The 16,291-nt window shown below is 70.5% G+C and carries 15 protein-coding genes and 1 tRNA gene; 10 read left to right on the top strand and 6 right to left on the bottom strand.

From position 1 onward, the window contains the following. Positions 1-47: 47 nt before the first annotated feature. Positions 48-1,733, bottom strand: a complete 1,686-nt coding sequence (locus AAD528_RS04115; RefSeq protein ID WP_375339584.1) for a GspE/PulE family protein — start codon at positions 1,731-1,733, stop codon at positions 48-50. 211 nt (positions 1,734-1,944) lie between these two features. Between AAD528_RS04115 and AAD528_RS04110 the strand changes: the two genes are divergently transcribed. Beyond that, a tRNA-Lys gene (locus AAD528_RS04110) sits at positions 1,945-2,020 on the top strand. A gap of 232 nt (positions 2,021-2,252) precedes the next feature. Here AAD528_RS04110 and AAD528_RS04105 read toward each other — a convergent pair. The 3 genes from AAD528_RS04105 to AAD528_RS04095 all read right to left on the bottom strand — a co-directional run bounded on the left by AAD528_RS04105 (position 2,253) and on the right by AAD528_RS04095 (position 4,398). Then, on the bottom strand, positions 2,253-3,011 hold the full coding sequence (locus AAD528_RS04105) for a hypothetical protein (protein ID WP_345750786.1): 759 nt from the start codon (positions 3,009-3,011) through the stop codon (positions 2,253-2,255). 161 nt (positions 3,012-3,172) lie between these two features. Beyond that, complete coding sequence (locus AAD528_RS04100) at positions 3,173-3,790, bottom strand: GntR family transcriptional regulator (protein ID WP_345750785.1); 618 nt, start codon at positions 3,788-3,790, stop codon at positions 3,173-3,175. 323 nt (positions 3,791-4,113) lie between these two features. Next, positions 4,114-4,398: a hypothetical protein gene (locus AAD528_RS04095; RefSeq protein ID WP_345750784.1), complete on the bottom strand. Its 285-nt coding sequence runs from the start codon at positions 4,396-4,398 to the stop codon at positions 4,114-4,116. Positions 4,399-4,567: 169 nt separating this feature from the next. On the opposite strand from AAD528_RS04095, the gene AAD528_RS04090 reads away from it, so the two are divergent. The 8 genes from AAD528_RS04090 (at position 4,568) to AAD528_RS04055 (ending at position 13,098) form a co-directional block, all read left to right on the top strand. Next, positions 4,568-6,001, top strand: coding sequence for an alpha,alpha-trehalose-phosphate synthase (UDP-forming) (locus AAD528_RS04090; RefSeq protein ID WP_345750783.1), 1,434 nt, complete (start codon positions 4,568-4,570; stop codon positions 5,999-6,001). A gap of 31 nt (positions 6,002-6,032) precedes the next feature. Further along, complete coding sequence (otsB, locus tag AAD528_RS04085; protein ID WP_345750782.1) at positions 6,033-6,821, top strand: trehalose-phosphatase; 789 nt, start codon at positions 6,033-6,035, stop codon at positions 6,819-6,821. A 76-nt stretch (positions 6,822-6,897) separates the two neighbouring features. Then, the gene (gene ilvD, locus AAD528_RS04080; RefSeq protein WP_345750781.1) at positions 6,898-8,628 is read left to right on the top strand and encodes a dihydroxy-acid dehydratase; all 1,731 of its coding nucleotides are present in this window, start codon (positions 6,898-6,900) and stop codon (positions 8,626-8,628) included. A 50-nt stretch (positions 8,629-8,678) separates the two neighbouring features. Further along, complete coding sequence (locus tag AAD528_RS04075; protein ID WP_345750780.1) at positions 8,679-10,508, top strand: acetolactate synthase large subunit; 1,830 nt, start codon at positions 8,679-8,681, stop codon at positions 10,506-10,508. A 1-nt stretch (position 10,509) separates the two neighbouring features. Next, a complete protein-coding gene (gene ilvN / locus AAD528_RS04070; RefSeq protein ID WP_345750779.1) occupies positions 10,510-11,019 on the top strand; it encodes an acetolactate synthase small subunit in 510 nt (169 codons plus the stop codon). Between the two features lie 37 nt (positions 11,020-11,056). Continuing rightward, the gene (gene ilvC / locus AAD528_RS04065) at positions 11,057-12,085 is read left to right on the top strand and encodes a ketol-acid reductoisomerase (RefSeq protein ID WP_345750778.1); all 1,029 of its coding nucleotides are present in this window, start codon (positions 11,057-11,059) and stop codon (positions 12,083-12,085) included. Between the two features lie 163 nt (positions 12,086-12,248). After that, the gene (locus tag AAD528_RS04060; RefSeq protein ID WP_345750777.1) at positions 12,249-12,740 is read left to right on the top strand and encodes a hypothetical protein; all 492 of its coding nucleotides are present in this window, start codon (positions 12,249-12,251) and stop codon (positions 12,738-12,740) included. A 10-nt stretch (positions 12,741-12,750) separates the two neighbouring features. Continuing rightward, on the top strand, positions 12,751-13,098 hold the full coding sequence (locus AAD528_RS04055) for a TraR/DksA family transcriptional regulator (protein WP_345750776.1): 348 nt from the start codon (positions 12,751-12,753) through the stop codon (positions 13,096-13,098). Between the two features lie 63 nt (positions 13,099-13,161). On the opposite strand, the gene AAD528_RS04050 is transcribed toward AAD528_RS04055, so the two are convergent. Then, positions 13,162-13,782: a cell division FtsX domain-containing protein gene (locus AAD528_RS04050; protein ID WP_345750775.1), complete on the bottom strand. Its 621-nt coding sequence runs from the start codon at positions 13,780-13,782 to the stop codon at positions 13,162-13,164. A gap of 115 nt (positions 13,783-13,897) precedes the next feature. After that, a complete protein-coding gene (locus AAD528_RS04045; RefSeq protein ID WP_375339583.1) occupies positions 13,898-14,908 on the bottom strand; it encodes a LacI family DNA-binding transcriptional regulator in 1,011 nt (336 codons plus the stop codon). A gap of 122 nt (positions 14,909-15,030) precedes the next feature. Between AAD528_RS04045 and AAD528_RS04040 the strand changes: the two genes are divergently transcribed. Beyond that, positions 15,031-16,290 (top strand): sugar ABC transporter substrate-binding protein, encoded by a 1,260-nt coding sequence (locus tag AAD528_RS04040; RefSeq protein WP_345750773.1) that lies wholly within the window; start codon positions 15,031-15,033, stop codon positions 16,288-16,290. Position 16,291: the final 1 nt, after the last annotated feature.

Genomic DNA, 16,291 nt, shown 5'->3' with positions numbered 1-16,291 from the left:
CGGGGTTGCGACCCCGGCAAGGCTGAGGCGTTCCGCCGCCGAAAGGATCAAGCCACGACGCGCAGGATCTCCTCGATCGAGGTCATGCCCTCGAGGGCCTTGAGCCAGCCGTCCTCGCGGAGGGTGTGCATGCCCTGGGCACGCGCGACGTGCGCGATCTCGGTGCTCGAGGCGCGGGCGACCGCGAGGCGCTCGATCTCCTCCGTCACGGCCATGACCTCGTGGATCGCGGCGCGTCCGCGGTAGCCGGTCTCGGCGCAGTGCTGGCAGCCCACCGGGCGATAGATCGTGCGGTTGTCCGCCATGGGTCGCGCGAAGCCGTTCACGGCGAGCTCCTCGTCCGTGACGCCGTCCGGCTCCTTGCACCGGTCGCACAGGCGCCGGATGAGGCGCTGCGCCACCACGACGTCCAGCGCCGATCCCACGAGGAACGGCTCGACGCCCATCTCGATCAGGCGCGTGACGGCGCTCGGGGCGTCGTTGGTGTGCAGGGTCGACAGCACGAGGTGGCCGGTGAGCGCCGACTCGATCGCGATGTTCGCGGTCTCGGCGTCGCGGATCTCGCCGACGAGCATCACGTCCGGGTCCGATCGCAGGATCGCGCGCAGCGCGTTGGCGAATGTGAGGCCTGCCTGCGTGTTGATCTGCACCTGGTTGACGCCGTTCATCCGGTACTCGACCGGGTCCTCGATGGTGATGACGTTCACCTCGGGCTTGGCCAGCTCGCTCACGGTCGAGTACAGCGTCGTCGACTTGCCCGATCCCGTCGGCCCGGTGACCAGGATCATCCCGTAGGGCTTCGTGTACGCGGCGCGATAGGTCTCGAGGTTGCGGCGCGACAGGTTGAGGCTCTCGAGCGAGATCGCGGTGCCCGACTGGTCGAGGATTCGCATGACGATCTTCTCGCCCCACACGGTCGGCAACGTCGCCACGCGCAGGTCGACCTTGCGCCCCTCGTGCTGCACCGAGATGCGGCCGTCCTGGGGGATGCGCCGCTCGGCGATGTCGATGTCGCTCATGATCTTCAGGCGCGAGATCACGCCCGACTGGATCGACTTCGGCGCGCTCGGCATCTCGTGCAGCACGCCGTCGATGCGGTACCGCACCCGCACGCGGTCGGCGGTCGGCTCGATGTGGATGTCGCTCGCGCGGTCGCGGATGCCCTGGCCCAGCACGAGGTTCACGAAGCGCACGATCGGGGCGTCGTCGTCGCCGCCCCCGCCCGAGACGACGAACGTGCTGTCGTCCGGCTTGTCCTCATCGGCGCTCTCGAAGCTCGTCGACAGCGCGCTGAGCTCCTCGTCCGCCCGATGGTGGCGGTCGATGTAGGTGTGGATGTCGGTCGCCGTCGCGACCACGATCGTGACGGGCATGCCGTAAGCGACGCGCACGTCGTCGAGCGCGACCACGTTCTCGGGATCGGCCATCGCGAGCACGAGCTGAGCGGATCCGGATCCCTCCCGCACCGACAGCGGGGCGATCTCGTTGGCGTGCGCGAACGACACCGACAGGCGCGACAGCAGCTCGGGGTCGCCCTGCTCGTCCTCGAGCAGCACGAACGGCACGCCGAACTGCACCGCACGGGCCCGCGCGTACGCCTGCTCGGACAGCTCGCCCGAATCGAGCAGCGCCCGCAGCCGCAGCATCTCGTCGCGCTCGGATCCGGCCAGCTGCAGCGCGCGCTCGCGCGCCAGCGCACCCTGCCGCACCAGGATGTGGATGAGAGCGGCCACGTGTGTTCCTTCGGGGGAGGAGGGCGTCCGCCTTCGGGGGAAGACGGCGTGGATCCGTACCGGCAAGCCGGGCCGCCATCCTATCCCCGCCGGTCGAAGAAAGGATGACACGCCCGGAAGGCGGGGTTCCCGGCCCGGATTCGCGCCGCGCCCCGTCGCCTGGTAACGTAGTCCCTCGGTTCGCGAGAGCGGAAGATCCGCTTCGAATCATGCACCTCTAGCTCAATCGGCAGAGCAACTGACTCTTAATCAGTGGGTTCTGGGTTCAAGTCCCAGGGGGTGCACCACCGAGAAGGCCCCGGAGATCCGGGGCCTTTCTGCTGTCTGTGATCCTCTCAGGGTGAACCTCTCTGGGCACGCGATTCGGATTCGTGCCCTCTGCGTGCCCAAAGGTCAGCGACTTCCCGTGCTGCGGTCGGTCCCGATGCACGTCTGCGGCTCCTGTCGCTCCTTGATCAGTCGCGCGCTCCGTCCAGGAGATCCCGCAGGTGGGGTTGGTGCCCTGTGCAGAAACCCCACTCAGCCGTGAATTCTCTGCTTTCCTGGCACATTGCGCGCCGTGGCACGCGCGCGTACATAGCGCGTGATACGGGTGATCCCGCTGACGATCACCGTGACGATGCCGACGAGTCCGAGAAGCGCGGCTGTCAGTGTGAGAGCGACGGTCGCTGCGCGGTTCTCCGTCACGATTGCGATGGAGATGATTTCGAGCGCGAGCGCGAGGACAATCGCACTCACCCCGATCGTCATGGCGCTCAGTCGGCGCTTGACGCCGACGCGGAGGTCGCGCGACTGTGGCGGCACGGGCGAGTGGACCACGGCGGTATCCACGAGCGAGTTCCAGACGCGGACGGAGATCGGACCCTCCACGAGCAACTCGGCAGCGAATACCGTGCCCCGGCCGATCAGCACGGGCCCGAGCGTGACGTCGCGGTTGCCGACGAGGGACATGCTCCAGCCGTCCGGCACGTCGAGGGGGCGCGGCGGCTGCGTGACGCGTCCGGCCAGCCGGAAGAGTATCGGCCTACCGGCATCGAATGCGGTCGTCGCGACGTCGGCCCGGCCCGTGGACCAGACGAGCAGGGTGACTGGCACCGGCTGGTGGGCGGGCACGCCGGGCGGCGGCGCGACCGGCGCGACACCGGGCTGCGGGGGCGGCGCGTGAACCGCGAGGTGATACGACAGTTGGCGCTTCGGATGGGTCGCCCTGTGGATCGCGACGGGCACGACGATCGCGACCACGAGTCCGAGCAGGGCCGCGATGAGTTGACCGTCCATGTGCGCTCACCTCCGCAGCCGTGTGACGCCATTGAACGGCATGAGGCAGTACTCGCGGAAGTCCCCGGAGATGCCTGGTTCAAGTCCCTGGGCGCACCACCGAGAAGAGCCCCGGCTGATCAGCTGGGGCTCTTCTCGTTCCTGCGCCCAGAGGCGTCGGGTCAGTGGTCTTCGATGCCGTATTGGCGGCGCATGATCCGCTCGGCCTCGTCCGCATCCGCGTTGAGCACGGCGTCGCCGAGTGCCCGGAAGCTCGCGACCATCTCGGCGTCGTCGAGCGGCAGGGTCGTCGCCGCGAGGTTGCGCTCGATCGCGATGCCGATGTCGCTCGACAGCGACGACATGAAGGTGTTGCCCGCGAGCTTGACGAGCAGCGCGTGCAGCTCCCGCCGCGCCGCGACGATGTCGTGGTCGCCCTCCAGGCGGGCCGCGATCGCGGCGATCGTGTCCGACGCGTTGAGGCGCTCCACGTCGGACATGCGAGCGATCGCCATCCGCACCGCCGAGATCGAGTAGTGTCCCGCGAACTCGCGCGTGGCGTCGGCGAGCTCGGGCGTGACCTTCGTGACGCGCGTGTAGCGGCTCGCGGCGGTCTCGATCAGGCCGACGCGTTGCAGCCGCTGCAGCGCTTCGCGCACGGGCATCCGGGACACTCCGAGCTGGTCGGCGAGGTCCTGGTCGCGCACGCGCGCACCGGCGGGGATGCTGCCGGCCACGATGGCCGAAGCGATGCGCTCGGCGACCATGTCACTGAGCCGCATGGGGGGGATATCGAGCATTTCGATCATCGAGAGCTCCTCGAACCTGCAGGGACGGGTGGGGGAGATGACGTCCGAGAGGCCTCCTGCGAGGCCGGCGTGTGGGTGCACGCGTGCAGGGATGAGTCACCGGCGACACGCCGCTATGCGGGGGCGACAGCGGGACGGGGGATCCCGATATCCAAGCAGACGTGCGTTGCAGCAAGAATAGGGCCGACACGCCCGAAAACGGGGCATAGCTGTGCGATGTTCCGCCGGATTCATAGCAATCGGCGCCCTCCGCCATCGAAACAGGCCCTCGGCGAAGCTGCCGAAGGCCTGTTTTCTTGGTCTGGAGGAGCGGATCAGCGGCGACGGCGCTTGTCGAGCTCCTTGTTCGCGTCCTTGAGGGAGAAGTACTTCTCCTCCTTGCCGTGGATCGGCGAGTCCTCGGAGACTTTCAGGCCGCGGCTGGCCTTGCGGATGTCCATGATCGTGCCGATCGTGACCGCGAGCGTCACGGCCCAGCTGAGCCAGCCGAGCGCCGTGCGCCAGGTGAACTTCTGCGCGTTCGCGCCGCGCAGCAGCGCGTACCCGCTCGTGATCGTCCCGATCAGTCCGGTGCCACTCAGGTATTTGCGGAGAGCCATGGCACCCACGGTAGCGGCCGGACGCGGCCCCCGCAGGGGCTTGCGCAGCCGGGGCCGCGCGTGTCACGGGCCATAACCGGCGCGGCATGCGCCGTCAAGCCCGCCCGGCGACCCTGTGCCGAAAACTGCCCGCTGATACCGTGAAACCGAGCCCCGAGGAGGAGCCCCAATGTCTCGCGCAGATCTCGTCGTCGTCGCCAACCGCCTTCCTGTCGACCGGGTGATCACGCCGGACGGCGAGGAGAGCTGGCGGCGTTCGCCCGGAGGCCTCGTCACGGCGCTCGAGCCCGTGATGCGCAAGCCCGATCGCGCGTGGGTGGGCTGGGGCGGACAGCCCGACCTCGACATCGAGCCCTTCGACTTCGAGGGCGCGCGCCTGGTGCCCGTGCCGCTCGGCGCGACCGAGATCGAGTCCTACTACGAGGGGTTCGCGAACGGCACCATCTGGCCGCTGTACCACGACGTCATCGCCGCGCCGGTCTACCGGCGCTCGTGGTGGGAGTCGTACGTGCACGTCAACCGCCGCTTCGCGCAGGCCGCAGCAGACGCGGTCGAGCAGGGCGGGGTCGTGTGGGTGCAGGACTACCAGCTGCAGCTCGTGCCGAAGATGCTCCGAGAGCTGCGCCCGGACGTCACGATCGGCTACTTCCACCACATTCCGTTCCCCGCATACGGCCTGTACTCGCAGCTGCCCTGGCGCCGCCAGGTGCTCGAGGGCCTGCTCGGCGCCGACGTCATCGGATTCCAGCGCCAGGCCGACGCGGGCAACTTCCAGCGCTCGGTGCGCCGCGTGCTGCACCACACCACGCGCTCGAACGAGATCGTCGTGGCCTCTCCGCAGGACGGGCAGGAGGATTCGCGCGTCGCGATCGCGAAGGCGTACCCGATCTCGATCGACGCGCAGTCCTACATCGAGCTCGCGCAGCGACCGGATGTCCGCGCCCGCGCGGTCGAGATCCGGCAGCAGCTCGGCGATCCGAGCACGATCCTGCTCGGCGTCGACCGCCTCGACTACACCAAGGGCATCCGGCACCGCATCAAGGCGTTCGGCGAGCTCCTCGCCGACGGCCGTCTGCGCGTAGGCGACGCGACCCTCGTGCAGGTCGCGAGCCCCTCGCGCCAGCGCGTCGAGGCGTACTCGGACCTGCGCGACGAGATCGAGCTGACGGTCGGCCGCATCAACGGCGACTACGACACGATGCACCACACCGCGATCCGGTACCTGCACCAGGGTTTCCCGCGCGAGGAGATGGTCGCGCTCTACCTCGCCGCCGACGTGATGCTCGTCACCGCGTTGCGCGACGGCATGAACCTCGTGGCGAAGGAGTACGTCGCGTCGCGCGTCGACAACAGCGGTGTGCTGGTACTGAGCGAGTTCGCCGGCGCGGCGGACGAGCTCACCAGCGCGCTGCTGGTGAACCCGCACGACATCGGCGGCATGAAGGATCTGATCATGCGTGCCGTGGAGATGTCGCCCGGCGAGCAGTCGCGCCGCATGCGCGCCCTGCGCCGCCGCGTGCTCGACCACGACGTCGAGGACTGGTCGCACGACTTCCTCAGCGACATCAACAAGATCCGCGTCGCGCGCAACAGCCGCGGCTGAGCGCGGCGCCCGCAACGGAACGGAGATCCGGATGACCCCCGCCTGGACGCCCGAGGTCGCCGAGCTGGCCCGCACCGAGAGGCTGCTCGTCGCGCTCGACTTCGACGGCACGCTCGCGCCGCTGGGGGATGACCCCATGGCCGTGCGCGCCCTGCCGGAGACGGCCGAGGCCGTGCGCCGGCTGGCGGCGGCCAGGGACACCGTCGTGGCGTTCGTATCCGGACGCCAGCTCGCCGACCTGCGGGTGATCGGCGAGCACGCCGACGACTCGGTGGTGTGGCTGGCGGGCTCGCACGGCGCCGAGCACTGGCGTCCGACCGGCGCCGAGGCGGTCGCGGACGACGTGCCCATGGTCGACGTCGTCGAGCGCACCGCGAGCGCCGACGCCCTCATCGCCGACGCCGAGCGCGCGATCGAGGGCATCGACGGCGCCTGGATCGAGGCCAAGGCGTACGGCTTCGCGCTGCACACCAGGCTCGCCGACGAGACGGGCGCCGCGCGCGCCCAGGGGCTCGTCGACGCGCTGGTGGGGGAGCGCGCGCCCGAATGGCGCCGCCGCACGGGAAAGGACATCGTCGAGTACGCCTGGCGCCACGAGGGCAAGGACACCGCCGTCGCGCAGCTGCGCGCCGAGACCGGCGCGACGGCGGTGCTGTTCGCGGGCGACGACGTGACGGACGAGGACGCCCTGCGGAGCCTCGGCGACGGCGACCTCGGCGTGCGCGTGGGCGGCGGTGAGACCGCCGCGCGGGTGCGCGTGAGCGACCCCCTGGAGCTCGCCGAGTTGCTCACCGCGATCGCCGACGCGCGAGCATCCTGAGACCGCTCCCGGCGCATCGTCGGGCGCTCTGCTCCGGCGGACGAGGGCGTTCCGGCGCGGGCATAGACTGCCGAGCATGGTCGACCTCGCTACATCGTCTCGTCCGGATCAGGCCACTGCACCCGACATCAAGCCCCGCAGCCGCGTCGTCACCGACGGCATCGAGGCGACCACCTCGCGAGGCATGCTGCGGGCGGTCGGGATGGGCGACGCCGACTGGGACAAGCCGCAGATCGGCATCGCGTCCAGCTGGAACGAGATCACACCCTGCAACCTGAGCCTGGATCGCCTCGCGCAGGGCGCCAAGGAGGGCGTGCACTCGGGCGGCGGCTACCCGCTGCAGTTCGGCACCATCTCGGTCTCCGACGGCATCTCGATGGGCCACGAGGGCATGCACTTCTCGCTCGTGTCGCGCGAGGTCATCGCCGACAGCGTCGAGACCGTCATGATGGCCGAGCGCCTCGACGGCAGCGTGCTGCTCGCCGGCTGCGACAAGTCCATCCCGGGCATGCTCATGGCGAGCGCCCGCCTCGACCTCTCCAGCGTGTTCCTGTACGCCGGATCCATCGCCCCCGGCTGGGTGAAGCTCTCGGACGGCACCGAGAAGGAGGTCACGATCATCGACTCGTTCGAGGCCGTCGGCGCGTGCCGCGCGGGCCTCATGAGCGAGGAGGACCTCAAGCGCATCGAGTGCGCGATCGCCCCGGGCGAGGGCGCGTGCGGCGGCATGTACACCGCCAACACCATGGCGTCCGTCGCCGAGGCCCTCGGGCTGAGCCTGCCCGGCTCGGCCGCGCCGCCGTCGGCCGACCGCCGCCGCGACTACTTCGCGCACCGCTCCGGCGAGGCCGTCGTGAACCTGCTCCGCCAGGGCATCACGACGCGCGACATCCTGACCAAGGAGGCGTTCGAGAACGCGATCGCGCTCGCGATGGCGCTCGGCGGCTCGACCAACGTCGTGCTGCACCTGCTGGCGATCGCGCGCGAGGCCGACATCGACCTCACGCTGCACGACTTCAACCGCATCGGCGACAAGACGCCGCACGTGGCCGATATGAAGCCGTTCGGCCAGTACGTCATGAACGACGTCGACCGCCACGGCGGCATCCCCGTGATCATGAAGGCGATGCTCGACGAGGGCCTGCTGCACGGCGACGCGCTCACCGTGACCGGCAAGACGCTCGCCGAGAACCTCGCGGATCTGAACCCCGACCCGGTCGACGGCAAGGTCATCCACACGTTCGACGACCCGATCCACGCGTCGGGCGGCATCACGATCCTGCACGGCTCGCTCGCGCCGGAGGGCGCGGTCGTGAAGTCGGCCGGCTTCGACGCCGACGTGTTCGAGGGCCCGGCCCGCGTGTTCGAGCGCGAGCGCGCCGCGATGGACGCCCTCGCCGAGGGCAGCGTGAAGGCCGGCGACGTGGTCGTGATCCGCTACGAGGGCCCCAAGGGCGGTCCCGGCATGCGCGAGATGCTCGCCATCACGGCGGCCATCAAGGGCGCTGGGCTCGGCAAGGATGTACTACTCTTGACGGACGGTCGATTCTCAGGCGGCACAACCGGACTGTGCATCGGCCATGTTGCACCCGAGGCGGTGGACGGTGGTCCTATCGCCCTGGTGCGCGATGGTGATCTGATCAGGGTCGATATCGCGGCTCGCTCTCTCGACCTACTCGTCGACGAGACGGAGCTCGAATCCCGCCGTTCCGGCTGGGAGCCCCTGCCCCCGCGCTACACCCGAGGCGTTCTGGCGAAGTACTCGCGACTCGTGCGCTCCGCCGCGGAGGGCGCGACGACCGGCTGATCCGCGTTCCCTCCGTGGATCCCTCAGACCCGAAGCAAGGAAGCATCACCATGCCGTCCGATCCCGCATTCCATCAGGCATCAGGCGACGCGGCGAAGGTCCTGCCGCGTCCGCCCGCGTCGCGCGCCGCCTCCGCCGCCCCCGTCCTCACGGGCGCCGAGGCCGTCGTCCGCTCGCTCGAGCTGCTGGGCGTCACCGACGTCTTCGGGCTGCCGGGCGGCGCGATCCTGCCCGTGTACGACCCGCTGATGTCGGCGGAGAAGCTGCGCCACATCCTGGTGCGTCACGAGCAGGGTGCCGGCCACGCGGCCGAGGGCTACGCCTCTGCCAGCGGGCGGGTGGGCGTCGCCATCGCGACCTCGGGTCCGGGCGCGACGAACCTCGTCACCGCCATCGCGGACGCCTACATGGACTCGGTGCCGATCCTCGCGATCACCGGACAGGTGTTCTCGACGCTGATGGGCACGGACGCGTTCCAGGAGGCGGACATCGTCGGCATCACGATGCCGATCACGAAGCACTCGTTCCTCGTGAAGAACGCCGCCGACATCCCGGGCGCGATCGCGGCCGCGTACGAGATCGCCTCGACCGGACGCCCCGGTCCCGTGCTCGTGGACATCACGAAGGACGCGCAGCAGGCCGAGGCGCCGTTCGTGTGGCCGCCCAAGATCGACCTGCCCGGCTACCGGCCGGTGACCAAGGCGCACGGCAAGCAGATCCAGGCCGCGGCGGCGCTGCTCGCCAAGGCCGAGCGCCCCGTGCTGTATGTGGGCGGCGGAGTGATCCGCGCCCGCGCGGCGGCCGAGCTGAAGACCCTCGCGGAGGCGAGCGGCACGCCCGTCGTCACGACGCTGATGGCGCGCGGCGCGTTCCCCGACTCGCACCCGCAGCACCTCGGCATGCCGGGCATGCACGGATCCGTCCCCGCGGTGCTCGCGTTGCAGGAGGCCGACCTGATCGTCGCGCTCGGCGCGCGGTTCGACGACCGCGTGACCGGCAAGGCAGCGCTGTTCGCACCCAAGGCGCAGGTGGTGCACGTGGACGTCGACCCGGCGGAGATCGGCAAGATCCGCACGGCCGACGTGCCGATCGTGGGCGACCTCAAGGACGTCCTGGTCGACCTCGACGGCGCGTTGCACGCCGTCGGCGGCAGGACCGACACGTCCGAGTGGTGGGCATACCTGCGCGGCCTGCAGAACCAGTACCCGCTCGGCTTCGCGCCGACGAGCGACGGCCTGCTCGCCCCGCAGCACGTGATCAGCCGGATCGGCGAGCTCACGGGCCCGGAGGGCGTGTACGTGGCCGGCGTGGGGCAGCACCAGATGTGGTCGGCGCAGTTCATCAAGTACGAGCGCCCCAACTCGTGGCTCAACTCCGGCGGCGCCGGCACGATGGGCTACTCGGTGCCCGCCGCGATGGGCGCGAAGGTGGCGCAGCCCGAGCGCGTGGTGTGGGCGATCGACGGCGACGGCTGCTTCCAGATGACCAATCAGGAGCTCGCCACCTGCGCGATCAACGACATCCCGATCAAGGTCGCGATCATCAACAACTCGTCGCTCGGCATGGTGCGCCAGTGGCAGACGCTGTTCTACGACGGCCGCTACTCGAACACCGACCTCAACACGGGCCACGACTCGATCCGGATCCCCGACTTCGTCAAGCTCGCGGAGGCGTACGGATGCCTCGCGATCCGCGTCGAGAAGGCCGAGGACGTGGACGCCGCGATCAAGCTGGCGCTCGAGACGAACGACCGACCGGTCGTGATCGACTTCGTCGTGAGCGCCGACGCGATGGTGTGGCCGATGGTGCCCCAGGGAGTCAGCAACAGCTACGTGCAGTACGCCCGCGACCACGCGCCGGCTTTCAGCGAGGAGGACTGACATGACGACGCACGTGCTGAGCCTCCTCGTCGAGGACAAGCCGGGCCTGCTGACCCGCGTCGCCGGCCTGTTCGCGCGCCGCGGCTTCAACATCGAGTCGCTCGCCGTGGGCGTGACCGAGGTGCCGGGGCTGTCCCGGATCACCGTGGTCGTCGACGTGGACGAGCTGCCGCTCGAGCAGGTCACGAAGCAGCTGAACAAGCTGATCAATGTGATCAAGATCGTCGAGCTGGAGCCCTCGTCGAGCGTGCAGCGCGAGCACATGCTCGTGAAGGTGCGCGCCGACAACTCCTCCCGCTCGAACGTGATCGAGGTCGTGAACCTGTTCCGCGCGAACGTCGTCGACTACGCGCCGGATGCGCTCGTGATCGAGGTCACCGGCGACAAGGGCAAGGTCGACGCCTTCCTCAAGGCGATCGAGCCCTTCGGCATCCGCGAGATCGCGCAGTCGGGCCTGCTGGCCCTGGGCCGCGGATCCAAGTCCATCACCGAGCGCGTCCTGCGCGGCTGACCCCACCAGACCCCCACCCACAAGGAGAAACACCACCGTGAGCACCGAGATCTTCCACGACGCCGACGCCGACCTGTCGCTCATCCAGGGCAAGAAGGTCGCGATCGTCGGATACGGCTCGCAGGGCCACGCGCACGCCCAGAACCTGCGCGACTCGGGCGTCGAGGTCGCCATCGCGCTGAAGGACGGCTCGAAGTCGACCGCCAAGGCGCAGGAGGAGGGCTTCGAGGTCTTCAGCGTCGCCGACGCGACCACGTGGGCCGACCTGATCATGATCCTCGCGCCGGACCAGCACCAGCGCGGCATCTACTCGGAGTCGATCGCGCCGAACCTCAGCGAGGGCAAGACGCTCGCGTTCGCGCACGGTTTCAACATCCGCTTCGGCTACATCGAGGCGCCCGAGGGCGTCGATGTGATCCTGGTCGCGCCGAAGGCGCCGGGTCACACGGTGCGCCGCGAGTTCATCGCGGGCCGCGGCATCCCGGACATCATCGCGGTCGAGCGCGACGCGTCGGGCCAGGCCTGGGATGTCGCACTGTCGTACGCCAAGGCCATCGGCGGCACGCGCGCGGGCGTCATCAAGACGACCTTCACGGAGGAGACCGAGACCGACCTGTTCGGCGAGCAGGCCGTGCTCTGCGGCGGCATGAGCCACCTCGTGCAGGCCGGCTTCGAGACGCTGACCGAGGCGGGCTACCAGCCGCAGATCGCGTACTTCGAGGTGCTGCACGAGCTCAAGCTCATCGTCGACCTGATGTGGGAGGGCGGCATCGCCAAGCAGCGCTGGTCCATCTCCGACACGGCCGAGTTCGGCGACTACGTCTCGGGCCCCCGCATCATCGACGCGGGTGTCAAGGAGCGCATGAAGGAGGTGCTCGGCGACATCCAGTCGGGTGCGTTCGCGAAGCGCTTCATCGAGGACCAGGACAACGGCGCGCAGGAGTTCCTCGCCCTCCGCGAGAAGGAGCAGGGTCACCCGATCGAGACGACCGGCAAGGAGCTGCGCTCGCTGTTCGCCTGGAAGCAGACCGACGAGGACTACGTGGAGGGCTCGGCCGCGCGCTGATCCTCCGCGTTCCAGACCGCTCTACCTGAGCCGGAACAAGACCGCCCGCACCCAGAAGGTGCGGGCGGTCGCTCGTTCGTCCACAGGTCTCTTCGTCGAGATCTGCGGTCCACATCCGACCGGATCCCGGATCCAGGTGGCCGCAGCGCGGCACGCTCGATCCATGACGCACACGAAGGCGGCCGAGCGCCGCATGAACCAGCTGCGCGAGGAGCCGCTCGACGACGCCCGCCTGCACGAACTGCTCGAGCTGATGCTGACCGCCGCGATCCGGCGGCAGCTGTGGCTGATCTTCCTCAACGAGGACGACCGGATCAGCGACGCCATCATGCCGACCGATGACTTCCCGCGCGATCCGGACGAGCCCACGATCGCGGAGGACCTCGGGCCGGTGACCGCGGCGCGGCTGATTGCCGCGCGCATGCCGCTGGTGTGCGAGGCCGTCGGCGCCACGCAGCTCGTGCTGGTGTGGGAGCGGGAGGGCGACGCCGAGTTCCAGGCCGAGGAGCTCGCGTGGGCCGCCGCGATGGCCGAGGCGGTGCAGGCGACGGAGGTGCGGCTGCGCGCGCAGTTCCTGCTGCACGACGACGGGATCCGCCCGCTCACGCCCGACGACTACGCGGGGGCGCGCCGGGGACCGGCGGCCGCCGCGTAGGCTGACCCGCATGTCCGGGACCGTCGAACGCGCGCGCGAGCTCCTGCGGGAGCGACGACGCGAGGCCGAGCGCACCGTGGCCGCGCGCGCGAGCGACCTCTCGGGCGTCGCGGCCGCGCGCGGCGACGCCACGGCCGACGACGAGCACGACCCCGAGGGGGCCACGCTGTCGGGCGAGTGGTCGCGGCTCACCGGTCTCAGCGTCGCCGCGCGGCACGAGCTCAGCGACATCGACGCGGCCCTGGCGCGCATCGACGCCGGCACCTACGGCGTGTGCGAGGTGTGCGGCGAGCCGATCCCCGAGGGGCGGCTGCTCGCGCGTCCCACGGCCACGCGCTGCGTGCGCTGCGCGGTCTGAGCCGCCGGGGAACGACGAAGGGCCCGGCCGAAGCCGGGCCCTCCGTGGATCCGTCCCCTCGGATCAGGGCTGCTGCTCCTGGAAGTACGCGTCGCATTCCTCCTGCGTGAGCCCCTGCTCCTCGCACGCCTGCTGGATGATGCCGGGGACCTGCGTCGCGAAGAAGCTCACCGCGAGGACCGTGCTGATGATGCCCACCACGAGGCCGAGGCCGCCCAGGATGACGGCCGCGATGCCCATGCCCTTGCCGGGCATCTTCCGCACGAGCACGATGATGCCGATCACCAGAGCGGCGAGCACCAGCAGACCCGCGAAGAAGATGCCGAACGGGATCACGGCGCCGATGAAGCCCAGGATGCCGAGCACGAGGCCCGTGATCGCGAGTCCCCTGCCCGCGGGGCGCGGCTGCGGGGCGCCGCCGTACGGGGCGCCGCCGTAGGGCGCGCCCCCCGGGGGATAGGCCTGGGTCGGCGGGACCGCGGCGCCGTACGGCGGGACCGGCGCCTCCGGGTATACCTGCCCGGGAGCCGGCGCGCCGTACGGGGCCGGCGGCTCCGGTGCGGTGTGCTGCGGGGGCGTGGAGGTCGGCGAGCCGTGGTCCGGGGCGGGCGGAGGCGTCGGCCCGGGCGGAACCGGGGGGACGTTGCCGTCGTTGCCGTCGTTGCCGGGGGGAGGAAGGGACATGGAGCTCCTCAGCGCTGGGGGACTGGTGCGGATGACCGGGGTCCGAACGTCCCCCAGGGCGATCCTGCGAGAACCATAGCGCGGAACCGCGGCGGGTCGCGGGACGTCGCGGCCCTCAGCGCAGCACCAGCTGCGGCTCGACGAGCACGTGACGCGACGCGCCGCCCGAGGACTCGGACGGGCCGAGCAGCAGGTCGAGCGCCGCCGACGCGACCCGCTCGGGACGCTGCTCCACGCTGCTGAGCCCGATCGCCTCGGCCGCGGGGGTGTTGTCGAAGCCGACGATCGGCAGATCCGCGCGCCCGGCCGCGACCGCGGCCAGGTGCGCCCCGACGGCGAGGGAGTCGCTCGCGCACACGAGCGCGTCGACCGCGGTGCCCGAGGCGAGAGCCTGCGCGACCACCGCGCGCGCGTCGCTCACGCTCTCCTCGGACACGAGCCGCAGCCCGTCGCCCGTCGGCAGCGCCGAGCGCCACCCGGCCTCGCGGTCATCGCCGGTGTCCGATCCCGACGGCCAGCCGACGAACGCCACCTCCGGCCCCGCGCTCTCGAGCGCCCACCGCGTCGCCGCGCGCGTGCCCGCCGCGCCGTCGACGTCCACCCACGCGTGGTGGTCGTCCTCGCCCCACGGGCGACCGAACGCCACGAACGGGGTCTGCCGGCCCGCGAGCCAGCGCGTGCGCGGGTCTCCGTGGAACGTGCCCGTGATGACGATCGCGTCGGCCTCGCCGCCGTCCAGCAGCTCGGTCAGGCGCCCGATCTCCTCGCGATGATCGCGCGCGGCGTACAGCAGCACGCGCATCCCGCGTACCCCCGCCAGGTCGGTGAGCGCGTGCACGAACCGGTCGAGCACGACGCCGGAGATGCCGCCCGCGTAGGGATCGAGGTGGATCGCGATGGTCGAGCTGCGCCGCGTGCGCAGGCTCCGCGCGGCGGCGTGCGGGCGGTAGCCGAGATCGGCGATCGCGCGGCTCACGCGCTCGCGAGTGTCCTCGCGGACGATGCCGGGGGAGTTGATGACGTTGGAGACCGTCTGGCGAGAGACGCCGGCGGCGAGCGCGACGTCCTCGAGTCGCGGCGAGCGGGCCACGGGCGCTCCCTTCGTCGGTCGGCACGTGGGAGTCATCCTAGGACGAGGAAGGCCCGTTGACACGCCGATTGGAACGTTCATACACTGATCGCGCACCGGGACCTTGAACGTTCCAATCACCCGGGCGCCGTCAGGCCTCATCAAAGGAGAAGAGACTCATGGCACGCCACCAGACACACCGGCTGCTCGGCACCGCGGCGCTCGTCGCCGTCACCGCCCTGTTCGCCACGGGCTGCGGCTCCGGCTTCGACGAAGGGGACGGCGGTGGAGGCGGCGGGGGCGGCGGCGGAACCGAGACCCCCTCGGGCGAGCTGTCGCTGCTGATCGGATCCTCGGGCGACGCCGAGACGCAGGCCGTGGAGGAGGCCGTCGCGGCGTGGTCGGAGGAGTCGGGTGTCGGAGCGACCGTGCAGGTCGCGAACGACCTGCCGCAGCAGCTGTCGCAGGGATTCGCGGCGGGGTCGCCGCCGGACCTGTTCTATCTCTCCACCGACGCGCTCGCCGGCTACGCCGCCAACGGCTCGCTCGCGGCGTACGGCGACCAGCTCTCGAACAAGGACGACTTCTATCCGTCGCTCGTCGAGAACTTCACGTACGACGGCGAGTTCTACTGCGCGCCCAAGGACTTCTCGACGCTCGCGCTCGTCATCAACTCGGACATGTGGTCCGAGGCGGGGCTCACGGACGACGACCTCCCGACGACGTGGGAGGAGCTCACGGATGTCGCGAAGCAGCTCACGACCGACGATCACGTGGGCCTCGCGTTCGGCGCCGAGTACCAGCGTGTCGGGGTCTTCATGGCGCAGGCCGGCGGCGGTCTGATCGAGGACGGCGCGGCGGTCGCCGACAGCGACGCCAATGTGGCGGGGCTGCAGTACGTGAAGGATCGCCTGGGCGACGGATCGTTCGCGTTCGCGTCCGACATCGGCACCGGCTGGGGCGGCGAGGCGTTCGGCACGGGCGCGGCGGCCATGGTGGTCGAGGGCAACTGGATCACGGGCGCCATGACCAACGACTATCCGGACGTGAAGTACACGGTCGCGCCGCTTCCCGCCGGGCCGGCGGGCGAGGGCACGCTGCAGTTCACGAACTGCTGGGGCTTGGCGGCCGACAGCGGGAACCAGGAGGCGGCGCTCGACCTCGTGGAGTACCTCACGAGCACCGAGCAGCAGCTGGCGTTCTCCGAGGCGTTCGGGCCGATGCCGTCGATCCAGTCGGCCGCGGCGGACTGGCAGGAAGCGAACCCCGAGCTCGCGGCGTTCCTGGACGGCGCCGAGAGCGCGCAGTTCCCGCCGAACATCGAGGGCGCGGCCGACATCATCACGGACTTCAACGCGCAGCTCGAGGGCCTGCGCGATGCCGACCCCGCGACCATCCTGCAGTCGGTCCAGGGCAACCTCGAAGCCGCGCTCGGCTGAT

Source organism: Microbacterium rhizophilum, assembly GCF_039605615.1.
Lineage (GTDB): Bacteria > Actinomycetota > Actinomycetes > Actinomycetales > Microbacteriaceae > Microbacterium > Microbacterium rhizophilus.
This window is presented reverse-complemented; position numbering and strand designations above follow the sequence as displayed.

Bases quoted from the DNA above. Each gene is read 5' to 3' on its own strand.
- AAD528_RS04105 (WP_345750786.1), bottom strand. From the start codon at position 3,011: ATGGACGGTCAACTCATCGCGGCCCTGCTCGGACTCGTGGTCGCGATC.
- AAD528_RS04055 (WP_345750776.1), top strand. From the start codon at position 12,751: ATGTCCGGGACCGTCGAACGCGCGCGCGAGCTCCTGCGGGAGCGACGA.
- AAD528_RS04075 (WP_345750780.1), top strand. From the start codon at position 8,679: ATGCCGTCCGATCCCGCATTCCATCAGGCATCAGGCGACGCGGCGAAG.
- AAD528_RS04100 (WP_345750785.1), bottom strand. From the start codon at position 3,790: ATGCTCGATATCCCCCCCATGCGGCTCAGTGACATGGTCGCCGAGCGC.
- AAD528_RS04040 (WP_345750773.1), top strand. From the start codon at position 15,031: ATGGCACGCCACCAGACACACCGGCTGCTCGGCACCGCGGCGCTCGTC.
- otsB (WP_345750782.1), top strand. From the start codon at position 6,033: ATGACCCCCGCCTGGACGCCCGAGGTCGCCGAGCTGGCCCGCACCGAG.
- AAD528_RS04090 (WP_345750783.1), top strand. From the start codon at position 4,568: ATGTCTCGCGCAGATCTCGTCGTCGTCGCCAACCGCCTTCCTGTCGAC.
- AAD528_RS04050 (WP_345750775.1), bottom strand. From the start codon at position 13,782: ATGTCCCTTCCTCCCCCCGGCAACGACGGCAACGACGGCAACGTCCCC.
- ilvD (WP_345750781.1), top strand. From the start codon at position 6,898: ATGGTCGACCTCGCTACATCGTCTCGTCCGGATCAGGCCACTGCACCC.
- AAD528_RS04095 (WP_345750784.1), bottom strand. From the start codon at position 4,398: ATGGCTCTCCGCAAATACCTGAGTGGCACCGGACTGATCGGGACGATC.
- ilvN (WP_345750779.1), top strand. From the start codon at position 10,510: ATGACGACGCACGTGCTGAGCCTCCTCGTCGAGGACAAGCCGGGCCTG.
- AAD528_RS04060 (WP_345750777.1), top strand. From the start codon at position 12,249: ATGACGCACACGAAGGCGGCCGAGCGCCGCATGAACCAGCTGCGCGAG.
- AAD528_RS04045 (WP_375339583.1), bottom strand. From the start codon at position 14,908: ATGACTCCCACGTGCCGACCGACGAAGGGAGCGCCCGTGGCCCGCTCG.